This is a genomic window from Rhizobium sp. NPDC090279 (genome assembly GCF_044769665.1).
GTDB lineage: Bacteria > Pseudomonadota > Alphaproteobacteria > Rhizobiales > Rhizobiaceae > Rhizobium.
The window spans coordinates 737,293-752,440 of record NZ_JBIVYI010000001.1; the positions used below are offsets into that span (position 1 = coordinate 737,293).

Genomic DNA, 15,148 nt, shown 5'->3' on the forward strand with positions numbered 1-15,148 from the left:
TCGATAGTTCTAGCACCGAGGACGACAAGGTGGAACCGGAGTTTACGGCGAATAATCGCCTATGATGCCAGAGCGCTCATTCGGCTGCCGCGGCAAGAGAGCCGTCTATGATCGTACGGATCTCGGCGCGGCAAGAGCCGCAATTGGTTCCGGCATTGAGTGCCTTGCCGACGGCTTCGACACTGTGGCAGCCGCCGCGAATGGCCGCGACGATCTGATTGACGCCGACGCTGAAGCAGGAACAAACCGTAGCGCCCGCATCGATAGTGTCGGCGCCCGGTCTGCCTGCGATGAGGGCAAACCGTTTCCTAAGATCGCCATGCGGCGCTGAAAGCTGGGCGATCGCCCAGTTTCGCGCCACCGCAACCGGCTGCCGGGCAACGAAAAGAGCTGCAAGCAGCCGCTCTCCATCGAAGAAGGCAAGACGCAAATCACCGGTGGCCTGATCGACGTAGCCGAGCGGCTCAAGATCGAAGGGTATGTCGAACGTCGAGCGGCACCAGCCGACCCAGTCGTCCGGCGCGAAATCGAATGCAAGCTCGGTCCGCCAGCCGCCACTGGCCTTGGCAAGTGCCCAATAGGCGCTGTCGAGATCGCCCGGCTTTGCCGCGGAGACGGCGAAACAATAATGCGATGCTTGGAAGCGGCCTGCGCGGACGGCGACATTCTTCGAAGCCGGCTGGCCGGAAACCGGATCGGTGACGGGGGCAACCACGGCGTCGATGCGTGCCTTGGCTGCAAAGCCGTCGTTCCAGTGCATTGGCACGAACAGACTGCCGCGCGCCTGCCGTTCCGTCACCAAGGCGCGGACGATCACCTTGCCGTACGGGCTCTCGATCTCGATGAGGCTCGCTTCGGCGACACCGATCTCGATCGCGTCACGCGGATGGATCTCGGCAAAGGGCTCGGCAATATGGGCTGACAGCCGCGCGCTTTTGCCGGTGCGGGTCATGGTGTGCCAATGATCGCGGATACGGCCCGTATTGAGCGTCAAAGGGAACTGGCTGTTCGTCCGATCGCTTACCGGCGTCCCGATGGCTACGAAGCGTGCCTTGCCATCGGCGTGATAGAAGCCTCCATCGGCGAAGAACCGTGTCGTCTGCCGTGTCGAGCCAACCGGTTGCGGCCATTGGAACGGTGTTAGCGCGTCATACTCTTTTGTGCCGATTGCGTCATAAGCGCCGATGTCGAAGTCGCGGTTGCCATCGTTCTCAAAGCCGGAGAGACCGGCATGTTCGGCGAAGATGTCCGCGGCAGCCTGAAAGGAAAATGCTGCAGAAAAACCCATGCGGCGACCGACTTCAGCCATTTGCCACCAGTCGGGCCGCGCCTCGCCAGGTGCTGAAAGAAATTGGCGCTGCCTGGAGATCCGTCGTTCGGAATTGGTGACGGTGCCGTCCTTCTCGCCCCAGCCAAGCGAGGGTAGCAGCACATGACCATGCCGTGTCGTGTCCGTTTCCTTCAGGATGTCGGAAACGACGACGAAGGGGCAGGTATCGATCGCTGCTTTGACAGCATCGGCATCCGGCATCGATACCACTGGATTGGTGGCCATGATCCACAGCGCCTTGATGCGGCCATCTGCAACGGCGTGGAACATATCGACGGCCTTCAGCCCTGGCCTTGCGGCAATTCCCGGCGAGTGCCAGAAGCGCTGCACCCTGTCGCGATCCCCGGCACTCTCGATCGCCATGTGTGCGGCAAGCATGTTGGCGAGGCCGCCAACCTCGCGGCCGCCCATGGCATTCGGCTGGCCGGTCAGCGAGAAGGGCCCCATGCCGGGCCTGCCGATGCGGCCCGTTGCAAGATGGCAATTGATGATCGCGTTGACCTTGTCGGTGCCGGACGAGGATTGGTTGACGCCCTGGCTGTAGCAGGTGACGACCTTCTCGGTTTGGGCAAACAGCCGGTAGAATTCGCGAAGCTGCATGGCGGGAAGGCCGGTCAGATCAAGCACGCGGTTGAACGACAGGGAGCTCGCCGCGGCGAAAGCCTCGGCAAAACCGTTGGTATGTTCGGCCACATAATTCTGGTTGATGGCATTGCTAGCGATCAGATGCGCGAAGAGGCCGAGGAAGAGCGCAACGTCGCCATCTGGTCGGATCGCCAGATGCAGATCGGCGATATCGCATGTCATCGTCCGGCGCGGGTCGATGACGACGATCTTCATCGTCGGCCGCGCCGTCTTGGCGGCGGCCAGCCGCTGGTAGATGACCGGATGGCACCAGGCGAGATTGGAGCCGGTAAGGATGACGAGATCGGCGAACTCGATATCCTCGTAGGTGCCGGGCACCGTATCCGCGCCAAAGGCGCGGCGATGGCCGGCAACCGAGGACGACATGCAGAGCCGCGAATTCGTGTCGATATTAGCCGAGCCGATGAAGCCTTTCATCAGCTTGTTGGCGACGTAGTAATCTTCGGTCAGCAGTTGGCCGGAAACGTAGAAGGCGACGGAATCCGGCCCGTGTTCGGCAATTGCCTCGCTGAAGCGTTTCGCGACAAGATCGAGCGCCTCGTCCCAGCTTGCTCGCTGCCCGGCGATTTCCGGATGGAGCAGGCGGCCGTCGAGGTCGATGGTTTCGGCAAGCGCCGATCCCTTCGAGCAGAGGCGTCCGAAATTGGAGGGATGATCTGGGTCGCCCTTGACGGAGACCTTGCCGTTTTCGTCGACGCTGGTAATGACGCCGCAGCCGACGCCGCAATAGGGGCAGGTGGTTTTGGTCTCAACGGACATGGAGCATATCCGCCGTATTGGGAGTATGCGGCGAGGCACCCCCCTCTGTCGGCGTTGCTGACATCTCCCCCACAAGGGGGGAGATTGGTGGAGTCAGGAGGTCGCCTCCACGGAACCAAGGCGAGTAATTCGGCGAACGTGGCGCCATATGATCTCCCCCCTTGTGGGGGAGATGTCCCGAAGGGACAGAGGGAGGTATTCTGCCGCGCATTCTGATCCTCATTCCGCCGCCATCATCACGCTGTCGAGAGCGATCGACAGTACTCCGTCCTCGTTGCGCACCGGAATGGTCCTGACCGCGCCCTTGTCCGCGCCGAGTGCTTCGCCGGTTTCGAGCGAGATCACCCAATTGTGCAGCGGGCAGGTGACGGCCGCACCATGAACGATGCCCTGGCTCAGCGGGCCGCCCTTGTGCGGGCAGTGATCCTCGATGGCGAAGATCTGGTTTTCCGCGGTGCGGAAGACCGCGATCTTGCCCTGCGGGGTTTTCACGCAGCGCGCGCCGCGCAGGGGGATGTCCGAGATGTCGCCGATTTCGATCCAGTTCATGTCCATCTCCTCACTCGGCCGCCTGATGGAAGCCGACCGTCGCCATCGGCCGGAATTCGTGCTTGTCCTTGCCCGATACCCGCTCCGACCACGGATCGACCTGCGCGAACTTCTGACTGAAGACGAAGCGCGCGTAATAGGCCTGACGCTTGGTGGCATCCGTCATGATCTGGCGGCGGATCTCGTCGAGGCCGATGCGTTTGGCCCATTTGTAGATACGTTCGAGATAGCGGCCCTGCTCGCGATACATCTGCGTCAGCGCCACGATATGCTCCAGCGCCTCATCCTCGGTCTTGACAAGGCCGAGGACCTCCGTACCCTTGATGTCGAGGCCGGCGGCACCGGCGAAATGGATCTCGAAGCCCGAATCCACGCAGATGACGCCGATATCCTTGCAGGTCGCCTCGGCGCAGTTTCTCGGACACCCCGACACCGCCAGTTTGAGCTTTGCCGGCGTCCAAGAGCCCCACATGAATTTCTCGATGCGGATGCCGAGACCGGTCGAATCCTGCGTGCCGAAGCGGCACCAGTCGGAACCGACGCAGGTTTTCACCGTGCGCAGGCCCTTGGCATAGGCTTGGCCTGAGATGAAGCCGGCCTTGCCGAGATCGGCCCAGACGGCGGGTAGATCCTCCTTGTGAATGCCGAGCAGATCGATGCGCTGGCCGCCGGTCACCTTCACCATCGGAATCTCGAACTTGTCGACAACATCGGCGATGGCGCGCAGCTCGCCGGAATTGGTGACGCCGCCCCACATGCGCGGCACCACCGAATAGGTGCCGTCCTTCTGGATATTGGCGTGGACGCGTTCGTTGATGAACCGCGACTGGTAATCATCGGCATATTCGTCCGGCCAGTCGCAGACCAGATAGTAGTTCAAAGCCGGCCGGCACTTGGCGCAGCCGCAGGAGGTCTTCCATTCAAGCTCCTGCATAACCGCAGGGATGGTCTTCAAACTCTTGGCTTTTATCAGCCTTCTGACATCATCGTGGCCAAGTTCGGTGCAGGTGCACATCGGCTGCACGGCCTTGGGATTATACGCATCGCCAAGCGTGATCGACATCAGCTGTTCGACAAGGCCGGTGCAGGAGCCGCAGGAGGCGGAAGCCTTGGTGTGTGCTCTGACATCATCGAGCGAGGTCAGGCCCTTGGCCGATATGGTCGAGGTGATCTTGCCCTTGCAGACGCCGTTGCAGCCGCAGATTTCCGCATCATCCGGCAAGGCTGCAACGGCCGCCATAGGGTCCAGCGGCGACCCTCCCTGATAGGCCTGGCCGAAGATCAGCGTCTCGCGCATCTCCGAGATGTCGGTCGCCTTCTTCTTCAGGTCGTTGAACCAGGCACCGTCGGCCGTTTCTCCATAAAGCACGGTGCCGATGATGCGGTTATCCTTGAGGATCAGTCGCTTGTAGACGCCGGCTGCCGCGTCGCGCAGGACGATTTCCTCGCGATCGTCGCCATCGGCGAAGTCGCCGAGCGAAAACAGATCGATGCCGGTGACCTTCAGTTTGGTTGGCGTATCCGAATGGACGAAACCGGCGGAGGTATCGCCTGCAAGCTGAGCGGCAGCCACACGCGCCATTTCGTAGAGCGGCGCGACGAGGCCATAGACCTGCCCGCCGACCTCGGCACACTCGCCGAGCGCCAGTATGTCCCCGTCCGACGTACCCATGCCGGCATCGACGACGATACCGCGATTGACTGCGATCCCTGCCTCTTTCCCGAGACCCATATTCGGGCGGATGCCGACCGCCATGACGACAAGCGTCGCCGGGATGATCGTTCCGTCGGCAAGCTCCACGCCCTCGACCTTGCCGTCGCCAATGATCGCCTTGGTATTGGCCTTGGTGATGACCTCGATGCCGCGCTCTTCGATGGCCCTTTGAAGGAGATAGCCGGCAGCAGGGTCGAGCTGACGTTCGAGAAGGCTCGAATTGACGTGCAGGACGGTGACATCCATGCCGCGCAGATTGAGACCGGCTGCGGCCTCGAGGCCGAGCAGCCCGCCTCCGATGACCACCGCCTTGGCGCGCGATTGCGCCGCCAGCAGCATGGCGTTGACGTCGTCCAGATCGCGATAGCTCAAGACGCCGGGAAGGTCCGCGCCAGGAACGGGGATGATGAAGGGAACGGAGCCGGTGGCGATGACAAGCTTGTCGTAGCTCTCGGTCACACCGTGGTCGGACGTAACAGTCTTGGCGGCACGGTCGATGGCGACGATCTTGTGGCCCTTGTAGAGGGTGATGCCGTGCTTGATGTACCAGCCGTCGCCGTGGATAATGATTTGCTCATAGTCCTTTTCGCCCGAGAGGACAGGCGAGAGCATGATACGGTCGTAATTGACGCGCGGCTCGGCGTTGAAGATCGTGACCTGATAAAGGTCTGGCGCCTTTTCAATGAGATGCTCCAGCATGCGCCCGGGCGCCATGCCGTTGCCGATGATGACGAGTTTCTGGGTCATGGAGATCACTCCGCGGCTTCGACGAAGCGGTGGCGTTCGTAGAGGAACTTCAGCACGGCTTCGCGGCATTTGAGGTAGGTTCGGTCGGAGGCGAGCTCGAGGCGGTTGCGCGGCCGCGCGATCGGCACTTCGAGGATATCGCCGATATGGGCTGAGGGACCATTGGTCATCATCACGATGCGGTCCGACAGCAGCACGGCCTCGTCCACATCATGCGTGATCATCACCATCGTGCTGCCGAGGCGGGCATGGATTTCCATCACTGCATCCTGAAGATGCGCGCGCGTGAGTGCGTCGAGCGCGCCGAAGGGCTCGTCGAGCAGCAGGATCTTCGGCTCCATGGCAAGCGCCCGGGCGATGCCGACGCGCTGCTTCATGCCGCCGGAGATTTCCGAGGGGCGCTTGTCCTTGGCATGCGCCATCTGCACGAGATCCAGATTGCGCATCACCCATTCATGGCGTTCGGCCTTTGTCTTCTTGCCGCGAAACACCTTCGAGACGGCGAGATTGACATTCTCGTAGACGGTGAGCCAGGGCAGCAGGCTGTGGTTCTGGAAGACCACGGCGCGCTCGGGACCCGGCTCATTGACCTCGCGGTTTTCCAGAAGCACCGCGCCGGCGGAGACCCGAGTGAGCCCGGCGATGAGGTTGAGCAGAGTGGACTTGCCGCAGCCGGAGTGGCCGATGATCGAGACGAATTCGCCCTTGTCGATGGTGAGTTCGATGCCCTTCAGCACTTCGGCCCGCTGGCCGCCCCGATCGAAATGTTTGTCGATATGATCGAGCTTCAGATAGGCGCTCATCATGGTCTCCTCAATTGCTGGTCATGCCGCGGGTGACGATGGCGCCGAGCCCCGCGACCATTCGGTCGAGAACAAAGCCGGTGATGCCGATATAGGCGAGCGCCACGATGATGTCGGGCAGGCGCGACGAGTTCCACGCGTCCCAGATGAAGAAGCCGATGCCGACGCCGCCGGTCAGCATTTCGGCGGCGACGATCGCAAGCCAGGAGAGTCCGGCGCCGATGCGCAGGCCGGTGAAGATGTAGGGCGCCGCCGCCGGCACCATGATGCGGAAGAAGAATTCGATCTGGTTCAGCCGCAACACCCTGGCGACATTGCGATAGTCCTGCGGAATATTGCGCACGCCGACCGCGGTATTGATAATCACGGGCCAGATCGAGGTGATGAAGATCACGAAGATCGCCGATGGGTTGGAATTCTGGAAGGCGGCGAGCGACAGCGGCAGCCAGGCAAGCGGCGGCACGGTGCGCAGCACCTGGAAGATCGGATCGAGCCCGCGCATCGCCCAGATGGATTGCCCGATCACCGCACCGATCAGCACGCCGGCGACGGCGGCAAGGCCGAAGCCATAGGCGACACGCTGCAGCGAGACGAGCACTCGCCAGGCAAGCCCAATATCCTGCGGCCCGTTGTTGAAGAACGGATTGACGATAAGGTCGTAGCTCTCCTGCCAGACCTGCGAGGGCGGCGGCAGGCTGGCGCCCGGCTGTTCGCAGAGCAGTTGCCAGATACCGAGCATGATCACGAGGACGACCAGTGGCGGCACGACGGCCCGCAGGATCGCAAGCGCGATCCGGCGGATGTCGATGCGGCGGGCAGGGCGGGCGGAGAGAGTGACAACCTGGCTCTTGGGCACAGTCGGTGCCGCCGGATTGGTCGTTTGTTTGCGAGCGAGTGCGGACATCACGACGCCACCTTGATCGAGAGGCTTTCGAGATAGGCCGAGGGGTTTTCAGGGTCGAAGACCTTGCCGTCGAAGAAGGTTTCCTTGCCGCGCGAGGTCGAGGCGGGAATATCCGATGCAGCGACGCCGAGGTCCTTGGCGGCATCGCGCCAGATGTCCTGGCGGTTTACCTGGCCGACCAGCGCCTTGATATCGGTTTTGGGAGCGAATTTGCCCCAGCGCATGTTCTCGGTGATGAACCATGCGTCATGGCTCTGATAGGGATAGGAAACGCCGCCCTTCCAGAATTTCATGTAGAGATCGGTGCCCTTGGCGACTCGGCCGTTGCCGTAGTTGATGTCGCCCTTCAGGCGGCCGAGCACATCCTTGGGCGGGACGTTGAACCATTGCCGCTTGCCGAGGATAGTCGCCATCTCCTCCTTGTTGTCCATGCTGTCGCACCATTGCTGGGCTTCCATGACGGCCATCAGCAGCGCCTTGGCCGCATTCGGGTTCTTCTCGATCCAGTCGGCGCGCATGCCGAGCGCCTTTTCGGGATGGCCCTTCCAGATCTCGCCGGTCGTACAGGCCGTGAAGCCGATACCCTGATTGACGAGCTGCTCGTTCCAGGGCTCGCCCACGCAGAAGACGTCCATATTGCCGACCTTCATGTTCGCCACCATCTGCGGTGGCGGCACGACGATGGTCGAGACGTCCTTGTCGGGGTCGATGCCGCCGGCGGCGAGCCAGTAGCGAATCCAGAGATCGTGCGTGCCGCCCGGGAAGGTCATGGCGGCCTTCACTTCCTTGCCTGCCGCTCTTTTCGCCTCGAAGGCGGCCTTCAGCTTGGAGGCATCGAGCTGGACGCCGGTATCAGCATATTCCTTGGCGACCGAGATGCCCTGACTGTCGTAATTGAGGCGGGCGAGGATCGCCATTGGCACCGGCTGGTTGTTCTGGGTCACCTTGCCGGTATGCATGAGGTAAGGGAGCGGCGAGAGGATGTGGGCGCCGTCGATGCCGTTCGCCGCGCCGCCAAGCACGAGATTGTCGCGCGTCGCACCCCACGACGCCTGCTTGGCGACATCGACCTCGGGAAGGCCATGCTTTTCGAACAGACCTTTTTCCTTGGCGATGATCAGCGGGGCAGAATCGGTCAGGGCGATATAGCCAAGCTTCACGCCCGACACTTCCGGTCCCGACGTTGCTGCAAAGGCACCGGATGGGAAGACCGTCCTGACAGCGCCGATCAGGGCCGCCGTGGCGGATGTCTTCAAAAGGTTTCGGCGCGTAACACCACCGGACAGGATCTTCTTCACTTGCAGTTCCCCTTGTTTTGCTCGTGACGCGTGGATTTCGGACATAAAAAAACGCCGCTCGGTCGATGCGGCCCGGGACAGGAAGGCTGTCCTCGGGGCAAGAACCTTGCGACGTCGATGTCTTTGCGAGCGCGTTTTCCGCGCATTGCGTGCCTCGATCGCCGTTGATCGAAGCGACGTTAACTAAGCAAACTGTGTGCCAGTTTGTGGCGGCGATGCCATCCTATTGTAATTTCAGAATTATTCCGGAAGCAGGTGTGGCTGTTTGTTTTGTGGGCGGTTGACACTTCTGCAAATATTTTGAGCGGATGCCGTTCCCCCCACTTTCGATCCTGCGCTTATTCTGTGCAATGCAGCACGGCGAAAAGCTAGATTTCCTCGCTTGAAGACCGCATCTCGACTGTCGCCTTCACCGCAAATCCCGCGATATAACCGGTCATGTCTGCGGGGTCGAAGACATGACCGTCCATGAAGCGATCGCCGTCCCGGTCGCCTTCGATACGGATATCGGCATCATCGGGCGATGCCTCGTTGCCGAGCGCCAGCCGGTAGAGATCGGAACGGTAGGCCGAGGCAGCCATTTTCATGTTTTGCTCGGAAAGTGCGCTCTGTCCCCAGCGTGCCATCTGGCTCAAGATCCAAAGCGCCTGGCTCGGGCGCGGATAGTTGGCAAAACCGCCGTGGAAACTGAAATATCTGTCGATGATGCGGCGATGGCCCTTGGCATCGAGATTGAATTCGCCCGCCAGAACATGGCGAATGATATCGACCGGCGCTGCGATATAGCGCTGGTCGGCCAGCGCTTCGGCGAGCGCGTCATGATTTTCCGCCCGGTCGCACCAGCGTGCCGCCGCATCGAGCGCCACGATAAGGCGCGACACGGTTTCAGGATGGCTTTCGGCCCATTGCGGGCGCATGCCGATCACCTTTTCCGGCGCGGAAGGCCAGATATCCTGCTTGGCCGCAACGATGCGGCCGACGCCGCGCTCCGAGGCGACCATGTTCCAGGGGGCGCCGACGCAGAAGCCGTCGATGGCGCCGGCCGCAAGCGCATCTGACGTCAGTGGCGGGGGCACGACAACAAGCTTCACATCCCGATCGGGATCGATGCCTCCGGCTGCCAGCCAATAGCGGAATTCGTAATTATGCGACGAGAACGGATAGGTCATGCCGAGCGTCGGTGGTTGCTCGCCGCGCGCCTTCATGGAGCTGACCACTTTCGCAAGCGCCAGCGAATTTTCGAGCGCGCTTGCGTGATCGGAGAGGCCTGTTTCATTGCACATGCGGTCGAACAGCCGCGCCGACAGCGTAATGGCGTTGCCGCCGCAACCGAGCGAGAACGGCGTAATCGTCGGCGAGGGGTTCGAGCCGAGCCCGAGCATCGCCGCGACCGGCATTGGCGAGAGCATATGGGCGATGTCGAATTGGCGGAAGGCAAGCCGGTCGCGGACATTGGCCCAGGAGACGTCCTTGACGAGATCGAGCGCGATCCCCTCCTTGTGGGCGAAACCGAATTCCGCCGCCGCGATCAGGACTGAAGCATCGACGAGCGGAATGAAGCCTGCCCGCAATGTGCGCGGGCCTTCGCTCGCAATTTGTGCTGGTGCGGAGGGGTTGCTGTCGCCTGCCATTTGAACTCCGGCGGAACGGGCTGCTTGCGCTCTCATATTCACTCCGCTGTCTCCCCGCTCAGGGCGAAGGACGATATGGGGCTCGGTGCGCTCACATCAGCAACCCCGCTGCCGTCACGACGCTTTGTGCGATCTCGGACATCTTCTTCTTTTCGTTCATGGCCGTTTGCCGCAGCAAGGCGAAGGCCTCCTCTTCCGACAGACCACGCATTTTCATCAGGATGCCCTTGGCGCGCTCGACGATCTTGCGTTCTTCAAGCGCTGACTTGGCGTCCGCCAATTCCCGCTGCAGCCGGCTGAACGCATTGAAGCGGCTGACGGCCATATCGAGGATCGGCTTGACCCGCTCCTTCTTCAGGCCATCGACGATGTAAGCCGAAACGCCGGCCTCGACCGCCGCCTCGATGGAGGCCGTGTCGGAGCGGTCGACGAACATGGCGATCGGTCGTCCCACGGTTCGCGTCAGTTGAAACAGATGTTCCATCATGTCGCGGTTCGGATTTTCGAGATCGATGATGATGACGTCGGGCCGAAGCGTCTCGATCGTGCGCGCGACGCCCTGCACCTCATGGATAACAGTCACCCGCGTATGGCCAGCCTCGCGCAAACCCTCCTCGATGATCGAGGCGCGGATCGCATTTTCATCGATCACAAGAATGGTCAGATCGAGACGGCTCATGCCGTCTTTATGACGCAACGCAGCAAAGCGGGCAAGTGTCGTTCGATGAAATATTAGGCGTGTTATTATATGGCCTAAATTTTAGTCACATTGCGCCGCTTATTGGCTAATTCCTCAGCACCGCTGCCAATAGGCGGCGATGCTGAAAGTGCCAGGATCGCGCGCTATCTCTGTCTTGACGAAAGTACGGATGGCGCGGGCCTGCTTCTGCTCGCAAGCGGCCCAGACATAGGCCTCTGGATCGGCTGCGGGCACGAGATCGCGCAGGATGCGCTCGAGCGTGTCGGTCGTCCCCGCCGGCGCTCCATTGCGATGCAGCCAGGTGAGATCCATCGATGAGCTGGATGTTAGCGGCTGTTCCTCTCTTTGGTCGGCCACTTCTAGGAAGATGCGCAAATCCGCTTCGGCTGGCATGGCGGCGGCAATGCGGGCGATGGCGGGCAGCGCGGTCTCGTCGCCAGCCAGGATGAGTTTGCGTGCAACTGGGACGCCGCCGCCGCCGGGTCCGATAAGGCCGGCGCGATCGCCGGGGCGGGCTGTCATCGCCCAGGTCGCTCCCGGAACGTTGTCGCCTTCATGCACGACGAAATCGATGTTCATTTCGCCGCGGGCAAGGTCGATGCTACGGATCGTATAGGCACGCAGGGTTAGCTCATCGTCGCCCTTCGGCCAATGGATGCGGCCATCGGGCTCCGTATGCGGCCATACCGGCTCGCGGCCCTTCGGTGGAATGAGGAGACGCACGTGCATGCCGCCCTCGACGAAATGCTTGGCATCATCGGTGGCGACCACGACGCGGCGCATATGCGGGGTGATGTCGAAAGCATCGACGACGCTGATTTCGCGGAAGTTCGGTATGGCGGATGGCTGCGGTCCATCCGCCCAATTCAGGTCGAGCGCATTGCCGGTGGAGAGTTCGAAGAGGTTTTCTGCAACCATGCTGCGGATCGTGAAGAGCATGGCCGCGGTCGGGCAACGCAGCTTGATGTCGAGGCGGTCGTTGCTGAGAGCGATGTCGGCGCTGCCGATGACGGTCTCGAGACGGGCTCCAGCCGCGTTCCGAGTGATCGTGACATGTTCGGCAAAGCGCGCGCAGAATTGATCCAGCAACTGGCCCGCATCTTTGTGCGTGGCAACGCCGGAAGCGGTAAAATCCCTGGCATGCATCATTGCTTTGTCTCCTTGCGGGTCAGGAACCAGACGAGATAGGGGCCGCCGATCAGGGCAGCAAACAGGCCGACGGGAACCTCGTAGGGAAAGATCACGATCCGCGACAGCCAATCGGCCAGTGTCAGCAGCATGGCGCCGAGCAACAGGCTGGCGGTCAATTGTTTGCCGGTGCCGTGGAAGCCGATGAGACGGGCAAGATGCGGCGCGATCAACCCCGTCAGGCTAAGTGGGCCGACGAGAAATGACGGAATGGCAGTCAGGAGAGCGGCCAGAACCGCCAGGACCGCCCGGCTCATCGCAACCGACAGGCCGATGGAGCGGGAGACGTCGCCGCCAAGCGGCAGGACATCGAACCACCGCCGCAGGAGCGGCAGCAAGGGGATGAGGAGGGCAGCGGAAGCAACGCCTGTCCATGCTTCGAAAGAACCAGCGCGATTGGTCGATCCCGACAGCCAGGTCAACAACAGATAGCCGCGCAGATCACCGCGCGAAAGAACGACCGTGACGATCGCCATGCATAGGGCGCCGATCGCAATTCCGGACAGCAGCAGACGTTCCGGGCCGAAACCGCCGCGAGCGCTGATTGCCATCATCGCAAGGAACGCAATGAGTGCGCCGATCGTCATCGCCGCGATCATGATGGCTGGCGAGGGGAAGGCAAAGAGAAAGAGCGCCACCGTCAGCCCGGCGCCACCGCCGGCGCTGACACCCAGGATCTCCGGGCTTGCAAGTGGATTGCCGGTCAGGCGCTGCATGATGAACCCGGCTGCGGCGAGCATCGCGCCAGCGGTCGCTGAAACGATGGTGCGTGGCAGGCGGAAGGGCAAAAGTTCCCGGAAATGGCTGCCGATAGCAACTTGCCAGCCGTCGATGCTACGCCCGACCGACAGCGCGAAGACCATCAGGAGCATAAAGCCGATGGCAAGCAAAGCGAGCGTCCGTCTCGGTGCGGCGAGGGTTGGTCCGGCCTGCTGGTCGTTGCCGGTGCGCAGCGCATTGCCCGAATGCAGCCGCGGCAGGAGCAGAAGCAGAAGCGGTCCGCCGAGGAGCGCGGTTGCCGCCCCCGTCGGGGCGAGATCCGTAAAGCCGGGCGACAGGAGTTGTACGGCGCAATCCGTCAGGAACAATACCCCGGCGCCGGCGATGGGTGCGGCGATCAGCAATTGCCGGGTACGGCGCGCGCCGCAAAATCTCGCCAGATGAGGCGCGGCAAGGCCGAGAAAGCCGATGATGCCGACCTGCGCAGTCACCGAAGCCGCCAGCCAGACGGCAAGCGCCAGAATGGCAAAGCGCGTGCTGTGCAATGCGACGCCGAGGTTTTTCGCGCTGCTGTCGTCGAGGCTCATCACGGTGAGCGGGCGCACCAATATCAAAGCAGCGGCAAAGCCGATGACAAGGCGAGGGGCGAGGGTAATGACGCCATCCCAGCTTTGCTGGTTCAGCGCGCCGGCGCCCCAGATGAAGACCGACATGGCATATTCGCCGCGCGCGAGAATGATGGTGACGCTGAGTGCGGTCGCCACCAATGTCACCATCAAGCCGCACAGCGCCACCGTCACCGGATCGAGGCCACGACGCCAGCTCAAGGCAAGCACGATGAGAACAGCGGCAAGGCCGCCGGCAAAGGCGGAAATTTCCCGCGGCAGGCCGATGAGCAGAGGAAAGAGGCCTACGGCGATGGTCATCGCCAGCTGAGCGCCAGCGGCGATCCCAAGCGTCGAGGCATCGGCGATCGGATTGCGCAGGACCCTTTGCAACAGGGCGCCGGAAAGACCAAGCGCCGCCCCGGCGATCACCGCAATGGCCGAGCGCGGCAGCAGGCTGTCGATCAGCAGGATATGGTTCAGGGCGTCCGCATTGCGCATGTCCGCGGCAAGCTGCGGGCGCAGGAAGATGAGGGCGCCAAAGGCAAAGATGCAGACGATCGCAAGCATGGCGCCATTGCGCACGAGCGGCTTGCTTGCGGAGATCATCGGGCGGTCAGCCATTCCATGCACGGGCGAGCCCTCCCGCAAGCAGATCGGCAAAACGTTCGGCAGCCGGCAGAGCCCCATAAGGGTTGATCGAGCCCAGTAGAAGAACGCGGCCTTGCTGAACAAACGGCAGCGCTTTCCAGAAGGCACTTCGCTGAAGCTCCTCAAAGGCTTCCGCCGGATGCGGTGGAATCAGGACGATCCATGCTTCCGACATGGCGGCGAGCCGCTCGATGCCGACAGGCGCTGTCGCAGAGTAACTCGTCAGGTCAGGCCATGCATTGGTAAGGCCGGTGCGGGTCAGAACCTCTCCGAACATGCTGTCGGAACCGAAGACGCGGAAGTGCCTGGCATCGCCTAGATTGATCGGCAGGATCGGCCGATGGTCGCCCCTGCTGAAATTGATGCGATAGGCGTCGAGCTTTGCCCGCGCCGCGTCGACAAGGGCGCGACCGGTTGGCAGCCCGAGCCGCTCGCCAATCGCAAGCGTCATCTCTTCGGAACGCTGGTAGGGGCTGGCTCCATGCTGATAGACGGCATGGCTCTCGACCGGCGCGATCAGCCGCATGCGCTCATCGGCCCAGGCGTAGAAATTCGAATTGAAGATCAGGTCCGGCTTGGCGGCATAGAGAACTTCGAAGTTCGGCGTGCCGCGCAGGCCGAGATCGGCGACATCGGCGGGGACGGCAGGGGTGACGGCGACGTCTCTGAACTGCAGAAGCTCGGTGCCAGCGACCACATTGGCGCCGATCGCCAGCAGTGTTTCCAGAATGGCCCAATCGAGCGTCGCCACGCGCGGACCTGTCGCAGCACGCGCCGGGGTCAGACCGGCGAGGACGCCGGCGCCCGCCATGGCCAGCAGCTGCCGGCGTGACAGCCTATGAGCGCTTGCTGCCGTCATGCCGGCGTCATCCCTGATTTCAAACGAATTGGAGGATTACCTTGC

General features: G+C 62.2%; 11 protein-coding genes. All 11 read right to left on the reverse strand.

Annotation, left to right across the window (positions count from 1 at the left end):
• Positions 1–76 precede the first annotated feature (76 nt).
• The 11 genes from ACIQWP_RS03360 to ACIQWP_RS03410 all read right to left on the reverse strand — a co-directional run bounded on the left by ACIQWP_RS03360 (position 77) and on the right by ACIQWP_RS03410 (position 15,103).
• Complete coding sequence (locus ACIQWP_RS03360; RefSeq protein ID WP_402782308.1) at positions 77–2,734, reverse strand: molybdopterin-dependent oxidoreductase; 2,658 nt, start codon at positions 2,732–2,734, stop codon at positions 77–79.
• 219 nt (positions 2,735–2,953) lie between these two features.
• Entirely contained in the window at positions 2,954–3,289 is a 336-nt protein-coding gene (nirD, locus tag ACIQWP_RS03365; protein ID WP_402782311.1) for a nitrite reductase small subunit NirD, read from the reverse strand.
• A 4-nt stretch (positions 3,290–3,293) separates the two neighbouring features.
• Complete coding sequence (gene nirB / locus ACIQWP_RS03370) at positions 3,294–5,744, reverse strand: nitrite reductase large subunit NirB (RefSeq protein ID WP_402782314.1); 2,451 nt, start codon at positions 5,742–5,744, stop codon at positions 3,294–3,296.
• A 5-nt stretch (positions 5,745–5,749) separates the two neighbouring features.
• On the reverse strand, positions 5,750–6,547 hold the full coding sequence (locus ACIQWP_RS03375; RefSeq protein WP_402782317.1) for an ABC transporter ATP-binding protein: 798 nt from the start codon (positions 6,545–6,547) through the stop codon (positions 5,750–5,752).
• A 10-nt stretch (positions 6,548–6,557) separates the two neighbouring features.
• On the reverse strand, positions 6,558–7,451 hold the full coding sequence (gene ntrB, locus ACIQWP_RS03380) for a nitrate ABC transporter permease (RefSeq protein ID WP_402782320.1): 894 nt from the start codon (positions 7,449–7,451) through the stop codon (positions 6,558–6,560).
• Positions 7,451–8,749 carry a CmpA/NrtA family ABC transporter substrate-binding protein gene (locus ACIQWP_RS03385; RefSeq protein WP_402782323.1) on the reverse strand — a complete coding sequence of 433 codons (1,299 nt, stop codon included), beginning with the start codon at positions 8,747–8,749 and terminating at the stop codon, positions 7,451–7,453. The genes ntrB and ACIQWP_RS03385 overlap by 1 nt, the downstream gene beginning before the upstream one ends.
• Before the next feature lie 368 nt (positions 8,750–9,117).
• Entirely contained in the window at positions 9,118–10,380 is a 1,263-nt protein-coding gene (locus tag ACIQWP_RS03390; RefSeq protein ID WP_402782326.1) for a CmpA/NrtA family ABC transporter substrate-binding protein, read from the reverse strand.
• A gap of 91 nt (positions 10,381–10,471) precedes the next feature.
• On the reverse strand, positions 10,472–11,059 hold the full coding sequence (locus ACIQWP_RS03395) for an ANTAR domain-containing response regulator (protein WP_402782329.1): 588 nt from the start codon (positions 11,057–11,059) through the stop codon (positions 10,472–10,474).
• 114 nt (positions 11,060–11,173) lie between these two features.
• Positions 11,174–12,229: a DUF2218 domain-containing protein gene (locus ACIQWP_RS03400; protein ID WP_402782332.1), complete on the reverse strand. Its 1,056-nt coding sequence runs from the start codon at positions 12,227–12,229 to the stop codon at positions 11,174–11,176.
• On the reverse strand, positions 12,226–14,217 hold the full coding sequence (fhuB, locus tag ACIQWP_RS03405) for a Fe(3+)-hydroxamate ABC transporter permease FhuB (RefSeq protein ID WP_402782736.1): 1,992 nt from the start codon (positions 14,215–14,217) through the stop codon (positions 12,226–12,228). Before fhuB ends, ACIQWP_RS03400 begins: the two co-directional genes overlap by 4 nt.
• A complete protein-coding gene (locus ACIQWP_RS03410) occupies positions 14,210–15,103 on the reverse strand; it encodes an ABC transporter substrate-binding protein (protein WP_402782335.1) in 894 nt (297 codons plus the stop codon). Before ACIQWP_RS03410 ends, fhuB begins: the two co-directional genes overlap by 8 nt.
• Between the last annotated feature and the right edge of the window lie 45 nt (positions 15,104–15,148).